The 15934-nt window shown below is 36.7% G+C and carries 18 protein-coding genes; 6 read left to right on the top strand and 12 right to left on the bottom strand.

Annotated elements, in window-relative coordinates:
- Positions 1 to 43: 43 nt before the first annotated feature.
- Positions 44 to 442 (bottom strand): FixH family protein, encoded by a 399-nt coding sequence (locus ACXAE4_RS12670; RefSeq protein ID WP_098113306.1) that lies wholly within the window; start codon positions 440 to 442, stop codon positions 44 to 46.
- Between the two features lie 150 nt (positions 443 to 592).
- On the opposite strand from ACXAE4_RS12670, the gene ACXAE4_RS12665 reads away from it, so the two are divergent.
- Entirely contained in the window at positions 593 to 1171 is a 579-nt protein-coding gene (locus ACXAE4_RS12665; protein ID WP_028412804.1) for a hypothetical protein, read from the top strand.
- 97 nt (positions 1172 to 1268) lie between these two features.
- A complete protein-coding gene (locus ACXAE4_RS12660) occupies positions 1269 to 1934 on the top strand; it encodes a type 1 glutamine amidotransferase domain-containing protein (RefSeq protein ID WP_028412803.1) in 666 nt (221 codons plus the stop codon).
- A 42-nt stretch (positions 1935 to 1976) separates the two neighbouring features.
- Here ACXAE4_RS12660 and ACXAE4_RS12655 read toward each other — a convergent pair whose 3' ends face one another.
- From ACXAE4_RS12655 to ACXAE4_RS12645, 3 genes are all read right to left on the bottom strand, one after another.
- A complete protein-coding gene (locus tag ACXAE4_RS12655; RefSeq protein WP_289577974.1) occupies positions 1977 to 3704 on the bottom strand; it encodes an ABC transporter ATP-binding protein in 1728 nt (575 codons plus the stop codon).
- Between the two features lie 413 nt (positions 3705 to 4117).
- Positions 4118 to 5179, bottom strand: coding sequence for a copper resistance D family protein (locus ACXAE4_RS12650; protein WP_228123011.1), 1062 nt, complete (start codon positions 5177 to 5179; stop codon positions 4118 to 4120).
- 4 nt (positions 5180 to 5183) lie between these two features.
- Complete coding sequence (locus ACXAE4_RS12645; RefSeq protein WP_049165347.1) at positions 5184 to 5744, bottom strand: copper resistance CopC family protein; 561 nt, start codon at positions 5742 to 5744, stop codon at positions 5184 to 5186.
- Between the two features lie 287 nt (positions 5745 to 6031).
- On the opposite strand from ACXAE4_RS12645, the gene ACXAE4_RS12640 reads away from it, so the two are divergent.
- Complete coding sequence (locus ACXAE4_RS12640; protein ID WP_098113301.1) at positions 6032 to 6301, top strand: CPCC family cysteine-rich protein; 270 nt, start codon at positions 6032 to 6034, stop codon at positions 6299 to 6301.
- A 51-nt stretch (positions 6302 to 6352) separates the two neighbouring features.
- On the opposite strand, the gene ACXAE4_RS12635 is transcribed toward ACXAE4_RS12640, so the two are convergent.
- From ACXAE4_RS12635 to ACXAE4_RS12625, 3 genes are all read right to left on the bottom strand, one after another.
- The gene (locus tag ACXAE4_RS12635) at positions 6353 to 7054 is read right to left on the bottom strand and encodes a poly-gamma-glutamate hydrolase family protein (RefSeq protein WP_098113300.1); all 702 of its coding nucleotides are present in this window, start codon (positions 7052 to 7054) and stop codon (positions 6353 to 6355) included.
- 552 nt (positions 7055 to 7606) lie between these two features.
- Positions 7607 to 7780: a hypothetical protein gene (locus ACXAE4_RS12630; RefSeq protein ID WP_013057683.1), complete on the bottom strand. Its 174-nt coding sequence runs from the start codon at positions 7778 to 7780 to the stop codon at positions 7607 to 7609.
- Positions 7781 to 7873: 93 nt separating this feature from the next.
- Positions 7874 to 8155, bottom strand: coding sequence for a hypothetical protein (locus ACXAE4_RS12625; protein ID WP_013057684.1), 282 nt, complete (start codon positions 8153 to 8155; stop codon positions 7874 to 7876).
- Between the two features lie 192 nt (positions 8156 to 8347).
- On the opposite strand from ACXAE4_RS12625, the gene ACXAE4_RS12620 reads away from it, so the two are divergent.
- Positions 8348 to 8800, top strand: a complete 453-nt coding sequence (locus ACXAE4_RS12620) for a Dps family protein (protein WP_028412796.1) — start codon at positions 8348 to 8350, stop codon at positions 8798 to 8800.
- 23 nt (positions 8801 to 8823) lie between these two features.
- Here ACXAE4_RS12620 and ACXAE4_RS12615 read toward each other — a convergent pair whose 3' ends face one another.
- Positions 8824 to 9375, bottom strand: coding sequence for a hypothetical protein (locus ACXAE4_RS12615; protein ID WP_033579460.1), 552 nt, complete (start codon positions 9373 to 9375; stop codon positions 8824 to 8826).
- Between the two features lie 208 nt (positions 9376 to 9583).
- Between ACXAE4_RS12615 and ACXAE4_RS12610 the strand changes: the two genes are divergently transcribed.
- Together ACXAE4_RS12610 and ACXAE4_RS12605 are read left to right on the top strand one after the other, a co-directional pair.
- Positions 9584 to 10216 carry a spore coat protein gene (locus tag ACXAE4_RS12610; RefSeq protein WP_028412794.1) on the top strand — a complete coding sequence of 211 codons (633 nt, stop codon included), beginning with the start codon at positions 9584 to 9586 and terminating at the stop codon, positions 10214 to 10216.
- A gap of 668 nt (positions 10217 to 10884) precedes the next feature.
- On the top strand, positions 10885 to 12210 hold the full coding sequence (locus ACXAE4_RS12605) for a hemolysin family protein (RefSeq protein WP_047750563.1): 1326 nt from the start codon (positions 10885 to 10887) through the stop codon (positions 12208 to 12210).
- Between the two features lie 29 nt (positions 12211 to 12239).
- Here ACXAE4_RS12605 and ACXAE4_RS12600 read toward each other — a convergent pair whose 3' ends face one another.
- The 4 genes from ACXAE4_RS12600 to ACXAE4_RS12585 form a co-directional block, all read right to left on the bottom strand.
- Positions 12240 to 13193: a sporulation protein gene (locus ACXAE4_RS12600; RefSeq protein ID WP_099331117.1), complete on the bottom strand. Its 954-nt coding sequence runs from the start codon at positions 13191 to 13193 to the stop codon at positions 12240 to 12242.
- A gap of 57 nt (positions 13194 to 13250) precedes the next feature.
- Entirely contained in the window at positions 13251 to 13607 is a 357-nt protein-coding gene (locus ACXAE4_RS12595) for a hypothetical protein (protein WP_176521428.1), read from the bottom strand.
- A gap of 263 nt (positions 13608 to 13870) precedes the next feature.
- Positions 13871 to 14290: a CBS domain-containing protein gene (locus tag ACXAE4_RS12590; RefSeq protein ID WP_013057690.1), complete on the bottom strand. Its 420-nt coding sequence runs from the start codon at positions 14288 to 14290 to the stop codon at positions 13871 to 13873.
- Between the two features lie 340 nt (positions 14291 to 14630).
- Positions 14631 to 15602, bottom strand: coding sequence for an extracellular catalytic domain type 1 short-chain-length polyhydroxyalkanoate depolymerase (locus tag ACXAE4_RS12585; RefSeq protein WP_016764703.1), 972 nt, complete (start codon positions 15600 to 15602; stop codon positions 14631 to 14633).
- Positions 15603 to 15934 lie beyond the last annotated feature (332 nt).

Raw genomic sequence — 15934 nt, 5'->3', positions numbered from 1 at the left:
ACTAAACGAAAAGAAGCCAAGGAATTAGCATCCTTGACTTCTTTTATTTAACCGTAACGGTTATAAGAGGCATGTTATGCGTCCCTTTTGCAGAAACATGTGACTGCACGGTATATGTGCCAGGCTCAGAGAAAGATGTTTGTATCTCATATACACCTTTTTCTATTTGTTTAGGCTTTAACATCTTCCCTTTCCCTTCGCCATCTTTTTTCTCTATTTCAAATTCAATCATTTCAACGTCATCATTTTTTACTTTTTCGTCTCCATATGTAACTTCGGCTTTGTAGATACCGTTTTCATTTTTCTGTAACTTCTCTGGGCCTTGAAGGTTTACGTCCAACGGTTTTGGCTGCTCAGCATTTGTGCTTTGAGCAGGTTCCTGACCACAGGCTGTTAAAAGTAAACAAAGACTGATTATAGATATACTTATTCTTTTTTTCATGTATTCATCTCCTTTTTAAACCCTTTGTTTAACTATAACGCGTATTGCAAAGAAAAAAATGAATTTTTTTAAAAAAGAAGGATTTTTAAAGATTTTTTAAGAAAAAAAGTTCATACTGATACTAACTAGTTTTTTCCAAGGAGGAAGAAAATGAATTCCGCTAAATCTCCAGCTAAAAAATCATGGCTACAGACGTTAATCAAAAATAAAAGTGAGCGTAAAAAAGTGATCTTTATCTTTACTATATCTTTTTTACTAGTTGTAGCAGGGCTTATTTACGTCCCTATTTATAAACATTCCCTTCCGCTTGATTCTAAAATATACGAAGGGAATTTTAAAGAGCTTGGTTCTATCGCACGAATTGGTTTCTTTGCAGCTTTAGCTATTTATCCTATCTTTTTATTATTAAAATGGAAACCGATATCGCAAATTAAAAAAGGAAAGTTTGAGTTAAAACCGCTTATTCAGTTTTTAGCCAAGTACGTTCGTCAGTGGCACGTTCCCGTTGCCCTTATATCAACTGCTTTGATTATTTTACATGGTTATATGGCTTTGATAAAAGGATTTCAAGCAAATTTTACGTACTTTTCAGGAATTATCACGATGGCTGTTCTAGCTTGTCTGCTCGTGATGGGCGTGAAGCGCTATAAGCGTACAGATAAAAAGTGGCATCTTAAATTTGCTATCTCTTTTTTGGTTTTGTTTATGATTCACGCTACCTTTTCATAACCTGCCATTGTTTAAAGTTTTTTTATATAGGGTACAGTTCACAATGAATACATGATATGTATCACTATACGTTTTACATCATTTAGGAGGTATAAACATGGCAAGAGTGTTAGCTGTATTATCAAGCGGATACGAAGAGAAAGATTATCACACAGGTTGGTGGGCAGAAGAATTATTTGCTCCGCTGCAAAAGCTTGAGAACGCAGGACACACCGTTGACTTAGCCTCACCTTTTGGAGGTAAGCCGGAACTAGACGTTCGAAGTATTTCAGAAGACTTTGATCCAGACGGAACGTATAAGAAATTATATGAGTCAGGAAGAGCGGATCAGACAATGAAACTTGAAGAAGTAGATGCTGAGAACTATGACGTTATCTTAGTAGTAGGCGGCCACGGCGCTATGTTTGACTTAGCAAAAAATGTGGACTTGCATGCACTTATGAACAAAGTGTACGACAACGGAGGTATTTTAGCAGCTGAGTGTCACGGACCTTCTGTGTTTGCTTTCTTGAAAGGATCCGATGATGAACTGTTAATTAAAGGACTAGACGTAACCGGTTATCCTGATGAAATTGAACCGGAAGAAGTACTTCCCTTTTTACCATACAGTTTAGAACAAGAACTTCGTGAAGTGGCTAATTACATCCCTGAGATGGATAAAAAAGCATATGCTGTTTGGGCAAATGATCAAATTGTCACAAGCCGAGATCCTTTTTCTTCTGAGTTAATGGGTGATGAATTAGTTAAAAAGCTAAATAAATAAACTAAAAAAAGACTGCTCGAAAGCAGTCTTTTTTTGTTTGTTCTATAGGGATGTTTGAAACTGCTGCTCTACCAAACGCCGGTAAAAAGAATGAGAGGCTAACAGCTCTTTATGCGTTCCGCTTCCTGTAACTTGCCCTTCTTCTATTACAACAATTTGGTCCGCATTAATGACCGTAGATAGACGATGGGCAATGACGAGTGATGTGCGTTCTTTCATTACTGTCTCCAATGACTCTTGCACAAGCTTTTCTGATTCGGAGTCCAAGCTAGCTGTCGCTTCGTCCAGTAATAAAAACTGAGGATTGCGTAACAGCGCCCGGGCAATTGCAATACGCTGTCGCTGTCCTCCTGAGAGATTAATACCTCTTTCTCCAATCATTGTTTCATATTGAGCTTCAAAGGACTGAATGAAATGATGAGCATTCGCTAACTTTGCTGCTTCTTCTATTTCTTCATCCGTCACATGCCGCTCTAATCCGTAAATGAGATTTTCTCGAATTGTTCCTGCTAAAATCGGAGAATCTTGCTGAACATAGCTAAATAGGTGACGCCACGAACGTAAGTTGACGTTTTGACTGTCTGTTCCATCCAAGAATATGTGACCCGATGAAGGCTCATAAAAGCGTTCGATAAGAGAAAAAACAGTAGATTTTCCAGCTCCGCTAGGTCCAACAAAAGCGGTAACTTCTCCTTTTTTAGCAGAAAATGAAACTTCCTGCAATACGGGTTTATCTTCATATTGAAAAGCAACTTTATCGAACCTTAAACTCCCTACCTGTTCAAGCACTTCTCCATTTTCATAGTTCTCTTCTTTCTCAGCTAATATATCAAAGATTCTTTCTGAAGCTCCTTTAGTTTGCTGAAAGCTCGTAACAAATCGGGTAAGTGAACCAACCGGAACCATAATTTGAAAAAGGTAAAGAACAAAAGCCACCAGCTCTCCTGCAGTGATAAATCCCTCGCTCACCCGGTACGCACCAAACCCGACGATGGCAATCATAACAGCAGTCATTACCGTGCTAATAATCGGTGTAATGATGGCTTCAATTTTAGCTCTTTTAACACCGAAGAGGTAGAGTGACTGAAACGATTGTAAGCCCGAATCAACTTCTTTTTTCTCTGAACCGGATACTTTAATCAAGCGGATTTCACTCAGCATTTGAGCTAAAAAAGCTGTAAGCTTGGACATTTTATCCTGCTGCTCACGTGAAATTTTATGTATTTTTCTCGCTAGCGGCATAACCAGTACAAACATAACGGGAATAACCGCTAATAAAATGAGCGTCATGGGTACATCAAGCGTAAATAAAATAACAATGGCAACGATAATAGATAAAATATTTTTAACAAAGTCAATCATTTCTGTTGACAATAAGTTCATCACAATGGTTGTATCATTTGTAATGCGGCTTACCATTTCACCGGAACGATTTTGGTCGTAAAATGAAACCGGAAGCTTTATGAGCTTGTTCCACACTTTATGTCTGAGTTCTTTTACAACACCTTGCCCTACTTGAGCAAGGAGATAAAGAGACAGTGCGCTTGTTGCCATTTGAGCAGCAAATAAACCAAGGAGTCCTGCTATAAGCTGCGGTGAGACGCCTACTGCAATTTTCTCCATCACTTCTTTAATGACAAGAGGAATAGAAAGCGACGCTCCGGTATTAATTAAGGCCAGTATGAACGAAATGAGTAGCTTTCCTGTCGGAGGGTTCGTTAGCAACCATAATTTTTTAAATGAAAAATGAATTCCTTTTTGCGTATTCATCTTAGTTCCTTTCTACTTCTTTTAATAGGTGATATCAACACTTTACCTTCAAAGTTCTATCTTATTTTACACCATTTCCTTTCTCAACCTGAACTTCTAAGCTTTTACCTATTTTTTAAACTCGTCTATACAAAAATGACAAGCTGGTCATATACTATGGTACACTGAATTTTTTTACTAGATGAGAGGTTGAATAAGGATGTCTGTTTATATTAAATCTATTTCTATTGGCACAATTTCTGGCGGGATCGTTATTTTTGGAAACGCAGGAAATATATCGCCTCCAAGCGGCTCTACATCCGGCTCCGGTTCTAGTTCCCAAATGCCGATGCCCCCTTCTCCGAGAAATGGCCCGAGAGATAACACTACTTTTAATGGCTAATAAAAAAACAGTGAGATATTTCTCACTGTTTTTAGACTTGAATACTTGTCATCATCGCAATATAAAAAGCAAACACAAACAAACCCGCACTTAATACGCTGAGCCATACTGTCTTTTTGTAAAAACAAACAAGTAAATACACAAAAAACAGCAGTGCAACAAATAAGAATAGGATTCCTACAATCGTTACGTGAAACGTTAGAGGCAGCGTCACTTGTTTCCCATAGATAAACGGAAGAATCGATGAATCCATTGCCATATGACTTATATTAGTTGGCGGCGATTGCGTTACCATGATAGCTGTAAATAAAAAAATGATCAGCAAAACAATGCTTTCTGCTCGAATCCACATCACGGGCTTATATTCTGGATGTTTTATCGCTTTTTTCATAAGAAAGCCATTGATGACGGCAAATGCAAGCAGCGGAATAATCGTAATATGCTTTAACAAAAGAGATTGCCCGTAATCTGTAGCCCATGAATTTACATAGTTGGACAGCCCCATGATAATAACCATCGAAATGAACCCACTTAATGAAAGAAGCACAAAACAAGCGATCGCAAAAGGAGTAAACCAGCTTAAGAAACTTTTCCAATTGGAGGTTTCTTTTGAAAAAGCGGCAACAATCAGAACCACTCCTCCCCACAGTCCAACTGCTAAAATATGAAGGGAATGAGACAACATGCCGCTAAGCACAGAAGCGGATGCTGCGTGACTTGCGTAGGCGATTCCTCCCACTAAGGCTACAGTCAGTAATGTATACATATGGGGGTGGCTCTCTATTGAAACAGCAACCATACATAAAATAGCAATCAGTACAACAAAGATCCAGGCGTGTCCCGTTCGTGTTTCCAATAATACAAGACGAACTGTTTCACCTAACCCTCTTATTTTTGAAAAAGATAAAATAATCTCAAGCGAATTTCCAACCGAAAAAAGAGCGACAGCCGCTGCACTTGCAAGTAGCCATCGCTTTGATAATAAAATTGTTGGCTTTTTTGTAAGGGGTACATATTGCAGTACGGCAAATCCTAATAATAAGGAAAGAGCTACGTATGTGAACCACTCAAAAACAGGCAACAAAACACTCATCTTTTTAAGCCTTTTTCTTTCTGAAGATTAAGAGTAATGCTCCAACCACCACTACAATAGCAATAATCACGATAACAAAAAACGATGAAGAATCATTGTTCTCCGTTTTTTCATCATTTGCTGCTGCACTTTTTTGGTGCTGTTCGGATTGCGTGGCGCCCTGCTTTTTTTCACTATCTTTTCCGGCTGCTTGAGTATTCTCTTCTTTTGCTTCATCTTTCACATCTACTTTAAAAGCAATCGAATCTTTTATTACGTGCCCATCTTCCCCTACAATTTCCCAGTTTACTGCGTAAGATCCGTTTTCAAGAGGCTGATCAACAGAAGCTATTAAATCATGACCCTCTACTTTTTGCGATGCAAGTGAAATGTTTTGTCCATCTTTTGCAACGGTCATTGTACTAATTTTCTCAATCGGTGTTTCAAAGGTTAATTTAATTTCTTTTAGAGGAGCTGTAACAGTTGCACCATTTTCCGGTACTGTTGTTTGCACATGTGTATGAGCAAAACTAACTGTCGGGACAGCTAAAAAGCATGCTAAAAGTAAACCTATTATTTTTTTCATATTTATGACTCCCTATCTCTTTTTTCTTTTTTCATTCATCATATCCAAAAATGTTTTTATGTAGACGTTTCCGAACACGATCTATTTTCCTAGTAAGTGTACTCCTTTTTCACTCAATCTCACAAGAACTATCACCAATTCGTTATAAAATGTTCACAAATCCTAGGTAAGGTGCTGCTGTAATTTTTTGAATATTCTTTCAGACTATCCTTGAATATAGTAAAATAGTTAAATAAGATGGCTGACTTTTTTCTAGCTTAAAATCCCATACAGAAAGGATAGGAACAATGAAAAAGTATACGTGCCCTTGCTGCGGTTATCAATCGTTAGACAGTGATGGTGACTATGATATTTGTGAGATATGTTTTTGGGAAGACGATCCGTATCAAAAGCTGAATGCCAATGAACTAGGAGCTAACTCTATTTCTTTAATAGAAGCTCAGCAAAATTTTACAGTTTATGGAGCATGTAATAAAGAAAGCTTACAGCACGTGAGAAAGCCTTCTGTTCAAGATGTAAAAGATTTTAACTGGAAACCTATTATAAGTCACGAATAGCAAAACTAGTTTATAAAAAAAGAATGCTTGCGAAAGCATTCTTTTTTGGATTCAGTAAGAAGTGGAAACAAATGTAGAAAGCACATTTGTAAACTTATAAAAAGTTTGAGTTTTAGACGAATCTCTTCCTTGTGAAGTGAATGAATGAAACATAGCACTTCGCAGCGGTTGGCTAATCTCTAATTGAATACTTTTGCCGGTACGATTTTTATTTGCAATATTTTTAGAGTTAATGCCTGCAATCTCATCGTGCCCTTTTGTAATCAGTTCCGCGGGAAATCCATTTTGATTTAATAATTGCGTTAATTTTTTTGCACGTTCCCGATCAGTTCCCCCCACAAAAATATGTTTTTTATTCCCGGAATATCCGTGAAGAGATAAAACATTATCATACATGCTTACCATCTTACGCGCTGTGGGCTCATCAAAATGAGTGCTTGTGAGGTGCAGATCTCGCGAGCCTTTCGATTTTAACGATTCGAATAGGTAAAGAGCATTTTGTTTGCTAAGCTCTTTGGCAATTTCGCTTGTCCCGCCTTCAATTCCTCCACCGTGTGGAGCAAAGATAAGGACAGGGCTTTTCGCTTCTTTAGTCGTCACTTTATAGCTAGCTGAAGACTCGTGCTGTGAGAGCTGCTTGAAATTTTGATATTTATCAGTTGATGCACTAGATGTGTCTTGAAAAGGTGAAATGAATAAAACGAATAGACAGATACATAAGGTAGAGAAACTTACTAAACGATAGCTTTTCAATTTGTACTCCCGCTTTCTATTATGTAATAAGACCTAAAACATTAGAATCCTAAAAAATCCAAAAATAATATTTTAGTAGTCTTATTTACTTATCGTTTGAAAATACAATTTATTCAATAGTTCTTAATACCTATTTATACTATTTAAAAAAACTTCAGCGCATATCCACTGAAGTTTTTTACTTTTTTGTTTTTATTTATTTAAAGCAAGCGCCAAACTAATTTTATCCAGCCAAAGAAGGCAATCCATAAAGGTATGCTCAAAGATGTTCCCCACGCTAAACCAATTAAGAAGTTTCCTCTTTCAATCATACAAACCACTCCTTATGAACATTGTAGGTGAACAAGTACAATTCTATACCTTTACTATAACAGAAAGCGCTTTCATTTAACAGTCACTTACACGTTTTTAGTGCTATATTCATACAGAAAACCGAATTTCAAATAGATAAAGGGCGATATATAAGAAAATGAATAATTACAAGGTGTAAAAGTATAATAATCTACTAAAAAAAAAGAAACCTTCTTTGAAGGCTTCTTTTCTAGGTGTTTTTTATTGTTCGCCGCTGCGCTGCAAGCGATTCTCAATAAATAGGCGCTCAACAAATTTATTTAGCTGGGCTTGATACAAACGGCGCTCATCTAGCGTTTTTGCGTCTTGTATTTGCTGTTTAAAGCGTTTGATTTGCTGTCTTTGTTCAACCGTTACATGATGAGAAAGAAGCATAGGTCCCCCTCCATTTCACTAACGTTTGAATTAAGTAAACCAAGGTTTACCAAAACAAACAACAAACCTGTTAGCTTCTCTTACATAAATTTTTCACTCAGCTTCTTTAGCTCCAACTAATGCTAAACCTGGGCCGTACGGCGTTGTATGGACATCTAACATTAATTCATTTGTATAAGGCACAATAGAAGCTTCCATTGCTACTTGTACTCCGTCGACTTCATACATTTCATCATTTTCAAAAGGCTCTTCAAAAGCTAACCCAATGTTAGGGATTTCACAGCTAATTCCTTTGAAATACAAGCGAATTCCTGTTATCTCCTGCTCTTCAAGTATATTGTTAATTAATTGTTTTGCTTCTGGTGTAATATGCATGACTACCCCTTCTTCCTTTCAATACTCTTGCTCTATCCTATCATATCTTTAGAGTTTTTAAAGAGAATAACTGCAATTTAAAAGCATTCTAATTATTATTTAATAATAATTATAAATAAGTATTTATTTTAATTTGATATTTGATATAATATAAACATAAGATAACAACAACTCATTAGGAGGCTATTAACTATGAATTTAGAAAACGTATTGAACCAACAAATTGCCGATTTTAACGTATTATATACAAAGCTACATCGCTTTCACTGGTATGTAAAAGGGCCTCAATTTTTTACGCTTCATGAAAAATTTGAAGAATTCTATAATGAGACGGCGGACTATATAGATGAATATGCAGAACGATTACTAGCCATTGGAGGAAGCCCAATTGCTACGATGAAGCAATTTTTACAAGCAGCTACTCTTTCTGAAGATGGGAATGAGCAAACGAGTGAAGAAATGGTAGAAACCTTAATTAATGACTATACGCTACTTGTTAAAAACCTAAAAAATGCAGTTGAAAAAGCTGAAGCAGCACATGATCACGTAACAGCTGACTTATTCATTGGAACAATTGGCAACATTGAAAAACATATTTGGATGCTAAAAGCTGCTTTACCTGTAAAAACATCCGTACATGCATAAAAAGAGCCCAAGCGGCTCTTTTTTTACGTTTGTTGATTTCCTTTTTTTTGTTTTTGCAGCCACATAAAAAAAGACATATCATCGTAAATGTCATCTTCTAGCACAGCCTTATAGACATGATCACTCGTATAGTAGCGATTATATCCGCTTTGCTGCTTGAAAAATAAAATACATTCCCGCTTCTTTTCAGTGAGAAGTGATTTTAATAATACTTGTTTCTCAACTTTGCCCTTCACGATATTTTCTGGAAGCACGGAAATATCAAGCTTCCACTCTTCACCCTTCTGAATCATATACACACTCCACTGATACTTACCTTTTTCATTAGCAAATATCATCTTATAAGGTTGAAAACGCTTTGTAAGCTGATACCCCATGTGAAAAATAGATTCTTCATCCATTTCATCATTTCCTACGTAAAAATTAATGATGCGATTTGTCATGACATTTAACTCAAAACTCTCCCCTGAGAGCGGGCAACCGTACTCTCTTAACAAATTAAATAAACGGTTGGATACCACCAGTTGATTTGCTTCATGTTTTAATTCACTTGAGTATGACAGCAGCTCATTCATGTTTTTTGATTCCCCTATCTATAGATCGTGAATTGTTATTGATATTCGCTTTTTTTTTATAAAACCCTTTCACTTTTACCCTTTAATTAACTAACTAGAGGTAAATTAAGTTATGTAGAGCAACATTTTATGAATAAATCAAGTTTGAGTATAAAACTTGAAGAAGTTTAAAGACTATAGTCGATACCGATTTTAAGGAGGACTTAGTATGAATAATCACGAACTTCCTACAAACATGCAAACTGGAGCTGTCCCCCCTCAATTGAACCATGGAGGGCATGAGCTATTTGACGTTCATGAAACACTTGCCGGCTCGATCAATGTAATGGATCAGTTTATGATGTTTAGGCAATATGTAAAAGAACAAGAGCTGCTTGATATTATTGATCGGCAATATCAGTTTATTTTAAATGAATATAATTTAATCGTAGAAGCTTTTTCTACTGGCCAAAAGCCGGCCGGTTCTACACATGTATATAACATGAAGCAGTCTCATACCTTTGTTTATGGCTTAAAGCCTTCGCAGCCTAAAAAGCCGAATCAGTCCGTTGAGGAAATTAATGAAAAAGGAATTTCAGGTCATATGCTGGGTCTAGTCAAGTCTCAAGCATCTCTTTTAACTATGACAGCTTTAGAAATAACTAATCCTGTTGTTCGCCGAATATTCGGAGACAGTGTTCCTAATTGGATTGAAATGGCTTATGAAATTTCTCTTTATCAAAACAAACATCATTATTATCAAGTGCCGCAGCTTGCAAAAGAAGATATGCAGCAAATGATCACAAGTTTCGCAAAAGCTACTGCCTCTCCTCAGATGCCTAATAACCATAAGCTGCATTAATTACAAAGAGGCTGGGGCAAACGTATTTTAATTAAAGGAAGATCCGAACGATTCATCGTTCGGATCTTTTCATTAGTATGATGAATATAGGTTATGTTTAGAGTTGATTCTAGCTGTTGATTGGAGGGAAAGGCGAAGACTTCTGCGGGAAGTGAAGTCATGCACGGAAATCAACAGCGGTGGAACAAGCGATCCATACTCGACCATTTATCCAATTTGTTCCCCTTTAGATTCGATTGATATAGTTGTGTCTCAATCTCTTTTGCGCATATATTTCAGAAAATGACAAAAAACTATGCATTTTGGATTATTTTCTGAATATTTGTAGTATTTTGATTAATTATGTATTATAATACAGTTAACTAATAGAGAGGAGTGAGAGATGCATCATATATACTCGGATTACAGTTAAAGGAGGTGTCATAACACGCTCGCAATACGTTTGCTAAAAGTCAGTTGAACTGTAGAACCGATATGTGATAGACCATGATGGTAAAGTTAAGATTAATTCCCCTAAATGAACATGTAACATAATAAACTGCTTCTTTTTCTTTTTAAAGATAGAAGCAGTTTTTTTATGTGCGTTTTTCTTTTCCCGATTTAATACATGTTTTCTCCACTTTGGCTAACACTTAAGATATACATTTACGTACAAGGTGGTGACTTTGATGATCGCCGTAAAATTACTATTAGTCGCAGTTTTGATTGCATTAACTGCTTTTTTTGTAGCGACAGAATTCGCTATTGTAAAAGTAAGGAGTTCAAAAATCAACCAGCTTCTAGAAGAAGGAAACAAAAAAGCCGTATCTGCCAAACACGTTATTACGCATCTAGATGAATATCTATCGGCTTGTCAGCTTGGTATCACCATCACGGCTCTCGGGCTTGGTTGGCTTGGTGAACCGACGCTAGATCGGTTGCTTCATCCTCTTTTTACTACCTTCCATACGAACGAGCCGCTTGCTGGTATTTTATCTTTTGTCATTGCATTTGTTGTTATTACCTTTTTACATGTTGTCTTAGGAGAATTAGCTCCTAAAACGTTTGCTATTCAAATGGCTGAACAAATTACGCTGAACTTTGCAAAACCGATTATCGTGTTTTACAAACTTATGTATCCGTTCATTAAAATATTAAACGGCTCAGCTCGTATGTTGACCAAGATGTTTGGTATAACGATGATTTCGGAAAATGAAGCTGCTCATAGTGAAGAAGAACTTCGCATTTTGTTATCTGAAAGCTTTGAAGGCGGTGAAATTAATCAGTCCGAATATCGATATATGAGCAAAATTTTTGATTTTGATGACCGTTTAGCTAAAGAAGTAATGGTCCCACGAACGGAAATTGTAAGTGCTTCTAAAGATGACGTGGTAGAGGTTTTTTTGCAAATTGCAAATGTCGAAAAATATACCCGCTATCCAATTGTTGAAGATGGGGATAAAGATAAGATAATTGGTCTCGTTAATATTAAAGAAATTTATAATGATATTGTATTTAACGAAAAAGACGGAACTAATACGTTAGAATCATATGTCAAGCCTATTTTTAAAGTGATTGAAACCGTACCTATTCATGACTTGCTTGTAAAGATGCAAAAAGAACGCATTCAAATGGCTATTCTTTTTGATGAGTATGGTGGAACGGCGGGGCTTGTGACAGTAGAAGACATTATTGAAGAAATTGTGGGAGAAATTCGAGATGAGTTTGACACGGACGAAATTCCTTATGTACAAAAAATTAAAGACGATCATTACATTCTTGACGGAAAAATGCTCATTAGTCAAGTAAATGATTTACTTGGTACGGATATTAGCGACGAAGAAGTAGATACCATTGCCGGATGGGTGTTAACCGAAAAGTTTGATGTGACCAAAAATGATATCATTCAGCATGAGCAATTTTACTTTAAAGTTTTGATTATAGAAGATTTTCACATTAAGTATATAGAAGTAAAAAAAAGAAAGAAGAAAGAAAAAAAGGATGATCATCATTAATCATCCTTTTTAGTTATTTAAAATCCCTTTTACCAATCGTCTCCTCCATCAAAAAAGTCTCCATCCAACAGATCCTCCCCGGCTTCTTCAATATCTTCTCCAATTTCACCAAGCGCCGAGTCTTCAAACATATCATCGATCAAATTCTCAATGAGCAGCCCGCCTAACATACCGGCTGCAAAGCCTCCCATTGCTCCTCCTAACCCGCTCATACGTGGATGATGTGAATGCTGATCATAGTGAGAAGGCTTATAGTATTCATAGTCTCGAGGATTTTCCATCATCTCTTCCATCGCTTCTTCCAGCAAACGAGCGATAGTGGATGGATGGCTTAGTTCATCATTTGTAAAAAAGAGTTCGTTTTTTATTTCCCTCTCCCGGCCGAAAGAAGGCAAATCTAGCTCCAATAGCATTCGGATACCTTCTCGTTCAATGGCTACCTCAAACTCAACTTCATTTACATATCCCTTTAAGAAGTCTGTAGGAAAAAATGCAAATTCTTGTTTGTATCCGTTAAATTTTCCTGAATGATGTTTTTCTCTAAACCCAAGTGTTTCAAAGCCCTCTACTAGCTGATATAAGCTTTTTGGAGCTTTAATGCGCACAGGGTCCCGGTCTGTTGAGTCAACTCCCCCTTCAATATCTAAGTGTGTCTTAAAGAAATAGCTAACGTTGCTCGCAGAGATTGGAAGATCCAAAGGTAAATGATATGTAAATGGAATTTCCTTTTTCTCACCTTCATTAATTGTAAATGCAGAAGCTGCGCGCAGGCTTTCCACACGATGTGTATGCATTTGACCGCTTTTCATTTGAACTTCAAGCCAAAATTCAACATCAATTAAATTAATATGTTGCTGAACGTTTCCGCCTTGGATGACAATAGCTCCTTCAATGACATGACCGAGCGTATAGGCTGTTTCATTTAATCGTAAATCTACTTTGGCAGCTCCAACTCCCATTTTAGCAAACATTTTTTTAAACATTTTTTTCCTCCTCCAAAATGCTCTTACTATATATACGAAGTATACCGTTTATAAGTTTCAACTTACAAAAAAAGAACTCAATTTCTTGAGTTCTTTCTGTTGCTTTAAAGCTCCTGTATTAAAAAACCCAGCCCCAGCAGCAGTTACGTCTTTTGCAGCAATGACGTTTTTTACAACCGCCGTGATGTCCGCCGTGATGACAGCCACTGTGGTTACCATCGTGATGCCCTCCATCGTGGTTACCGCCATGATGTCCGCCGTGGTTGCCGCCATGACCCCCACCGTGGTGACCGCCGTGATCGCCACCGTGACCCCCGCCATGATGACATTTTTTATGACCTGAACGATGATCATCATCATGTTTAGGACAATGATCGTTATGCTTATAATCGTTATGACAGCATTTTCCTTCATGGCTACTTCTTGGATCATAACCAGAAGTTTTGTAATAATACTGATTAGAACACCAGCAACAGTTCTTTTTGTTGTTGTAACTCACATAAACCATCCTTATCTATAAATAAGATTTATATAGGCAATTTTATACCTATATATAAATAGATTATGTAAACTAGTACAAGGAAGTGCATTGCTGTGGGCCATGACCTAAGCCTGTTTTTAGGAGTATATGCGGGGCAGCTAAGACAAGAAAAAAAGCCATCTAAAGATGGCCTTTTTTATATTTGATTTTTCACTTTACTTGCGCTTTCTGCATAAAACTCCAGAATTTCTCTTCTTCTCACAATTCCAATAAATACACCTTGATCATCCGTTACAGGAACAAAATTTTGGTCAATTGCTTTTGAAAGGATGTTTTGAACTTCATCATATATAGCAACTGGGTTATAATCTTGATAGCGGTCAATCTCTGTTAATTTAATATTTTCCGTATCTTGAAAGCGATAGTCTCCTAGGCTTTTTAACTTCCAAAGAAGATCTCCTTCAGTAAGAACGCCTACATATTTACCATCATCGTCAACCAGCGGAACTGTAGAATAGCGATGATACTCCATTTTTTCAAGAGCCTGTCTTAATGTGGATTGAATATTTAGTGTTACAACATCACTTTTTGGTACTAAGAAAAATGCAATATTCATTTTTTAATCTCCTTTTCCTTACCCGCTCATCTTACGATTTCTATTTATTTTTTCAGTTTTCGGCTTATTTTAATGTTTTAATCATACAAAATGCAGCTCGCAGTTATCTTACATTTACAACTATAAGCTGTCAATCCTAAGCTATGTAATTTCGGCTTCTTATTTTCTTTATTACAGTACCCGTTTTCTAAATAATCAAATCCTAATTTTTAGAAAAACACGTCTAGTTAAAATGATGGTTCCTACAGCTGCTTTTTTATACTAATAAGGGCCGGAAGAGCTACTTTCAGCTCTTCTTCTCTGCGATAAGAACGCAACTGAACCTCATTATATGCTCTGTTTATACTTTTTGACTCATGAAAAAGTCCCACATGATTCGGCTAGCGTTGGGGCCTTTAGGGTCTGTATAGCTGCCCGCTGAATTCCCTCCGGACCATGCATGCCCCATTCCATTGATAATATATTTATCAATAGCCAATTCTCCCTTACTGCTTTCGTAGCGATATGTGGTATAATCACGTCCAAAGAGAATTTTTTCTTCTCTCGTTTTAACCGGGCTATCTTGAATCCATCCATCTATTCTTCCGTTATAAGCAAGATTATTCGTTGTAATCCACTGGTGAACCACTTGATCTGCATTGGCTACATTTACCGTAGAATCAGCGTTACCATGAAATACAATGAGCGGCAGTGGCTTTGCCCGTTTTCCCATTTGTTGATAAGCAATTCTCCCTTGTTTAACGGGGGAAGGACCTTTACTGGCCATGACAGAATACGCATTAAATACGTTAAGAGCCGCCTGATATTCGATACCTGCTGACACACCTATTCCAGCAAATAGTTCTGGATACGTTACCCCCATAACGATGCTCATTGCTCCTCCTGCCGACAGACCGGCAATAAACACTTTATTTTTCTGAATAAAGTGCATGTTTTGGACTTTTTTTACAATTCCTGCGATAATAGCTGGTTCGCCAAACCCTCTAATTTGATGGAGCGGTTCAAACCAGTTCCAGCATTTATTCATATTTGAGTTAGAAGACTGCTGTGGGTATACGACAATAAATTCCTTTTCATCGGCGAGCTCATTCATTTGCGTGCCTATCGCAAAATCATCTGCATTTTGTGTACATCCATGCAGCATAACCATTAGTGGGTAAGATTTTAAAATATGATAAGATTTAGGTAAATAGACCTTGAATTTTTTTCCTTTATGAGTATATGTTTTAAATGATTCAGATGACGCTTCTTGTTGTTCACTTGAAGACACAAGCGTTGACGTATTTATAACATTAGGTAGTGAACCCAACATGGTACCCCTCCTCTTTTTGTCAACGTTTTCATTTTTCTTCCCAATTACGTCCTGTATTACAATACTACATATTATTTCGTTTTTTTGCACGTTCTACATACTCTGAGAGTACAACTTGTTTTGGTTTTAAGCCGTTTTTTATATTCTTGAAATTTGGGATTTTTTTGCTATATATATACTTTATTACTATATATGAAAATTGTCACTATAATCATGAAAAAAGGACAAACATGCCGTTTGCCCTTTTATTTGGACCTTGATGTTTCAATGCCCTTTGCCGAATTCAGCCTCTATACTTTTATTATATGATACTCCCTATCATTTATATGAAT

The organism is Priestia sp. ABM2_011, from assembly GCF_056158845.1.
This window is presented reverse-complemented; position numbering and strand designations above follow the sequence as displayed.

Bases quoted from the DNA above. Each gene is read 5' to 3' on its own strand.
- ACXAE4_RS12615 (WP_033579460.1), bottom strand. From the start codon at position 9,375: ATGAATGAGCTGCTGTCATACTCAAGTGAATTAAAACATGAAGCAAAT.
- ACXAE4_RS12665 (WP_028412804.1), top strand. From the start codon at position 593: ATGAATTCCGCTAAATCTCCAGCTAAAAAATCATGGCTACAGACGTTA.
- ACXAE4_RS12670 (WP_098113306.1), bottom strand. From the start codon at position 442: ATGAAAAAAAGAATAAGTATATCTATAATCAGTCTTTGTTTACTTTTA.
- ACXAE4_RS12590 (WP_013057690.1), bottom strand. From the start codon at position 14,290: ATGAATATTGCATTTTTCTTAGTACCAAAAAGTGATGTTGTAACACTA.
- ACXAE4_RS12660 (WP_028412803.1), top strand. From the start codon at position 1,269: ATGGCAAGAGTGTTAGCTGTATTATCAAGCGGATACGAAGAGAAAGAT.
- ACXAE4_RS12625 (WP_013057684.1), bottom strand. From the start codon at position 8,155: ATGCATATTACACCAGAAGCAAAACAATTAATTAACAATATACTTGAA.
- ACXAE4_RS12645 (WP_049165347.1), bottom strand. From the start codon at position 5,744: ATGAAAAAAATAATAGGTTTACTTTTAGCATGCTTTTTAGCTGTCCCG.
- ACXAE4_RS12640 (WP_098113301.1), top strand. From the start codon at position 6,032: ATGAAAAAGTATACGTGCCCTTGCTGCGGTTATCAATCGTTAGACAGT.
- ACXAE4_RS12650 (WP_228123011.1), bottom strand. From the start codon at position 5,179: ATGAGTGTTTTGTTGCCTGTTTTTGAGTGGTTCACATACGTAGCTCTT.
- ACXAE4_RS12630 (WP_013057683.1), bottom strand. From the start codon at position 7,780: ATGCTTCTTTCTCATCATGTAACGGTTGAACAAAGACAGCAAATCAAA.
- ACXAE4_RS12600 (WP_099331117.1), bottom strand. From the start codon at position 13,193: ATGTTTAAAAAAATGTTTGCTAAAATGGGAGTTGGAGCTGCCAAAGTA.
- ACXAE4_RS12595 (WP_176521428.1), bottom strand. From the start codon at position 13,607: ATGAAGGAAAATGCTGTCATAACGATTATAAGCATAACGATCATTGTC.
- ACXAE4_RS12585 (WP_016764703.1), bottom strand. From the start codon at position 15,602: ATGTTGGGTTCACTACCTAATGTTATAAATACGTCAACGCTTGTGTCT.
- ACXAE4_RS12610 (WP_028412794.1), top strand. From the start codon at position 9,584: ATGAATAATCACGAACTTCCTACAAACATGCAAACTGGAGCTGTCCCC.
- ACXAE4_RS12620 (WP_028412796.1), top strand. From the start codon at position 8,348: ATGAATTTAGAAAACGTATTGAACCAACAAATTGCCGATTTTAACGTA.
- ACXAE4_RS12655 (WP_289577974.1), bottom strand. From the start codon at position 3,704: ATGAATACGCAAAAAGGAATTCATTTTTCATTTAAAAAATTATGGTTG.
- ACXAE4_RS12605 (WP_047750563.1), top strand. From the start codon at position 10,885: ATGATCGCCGTAAAATTACTATTAGTCGCAGTTTTGATTGCATTAACT.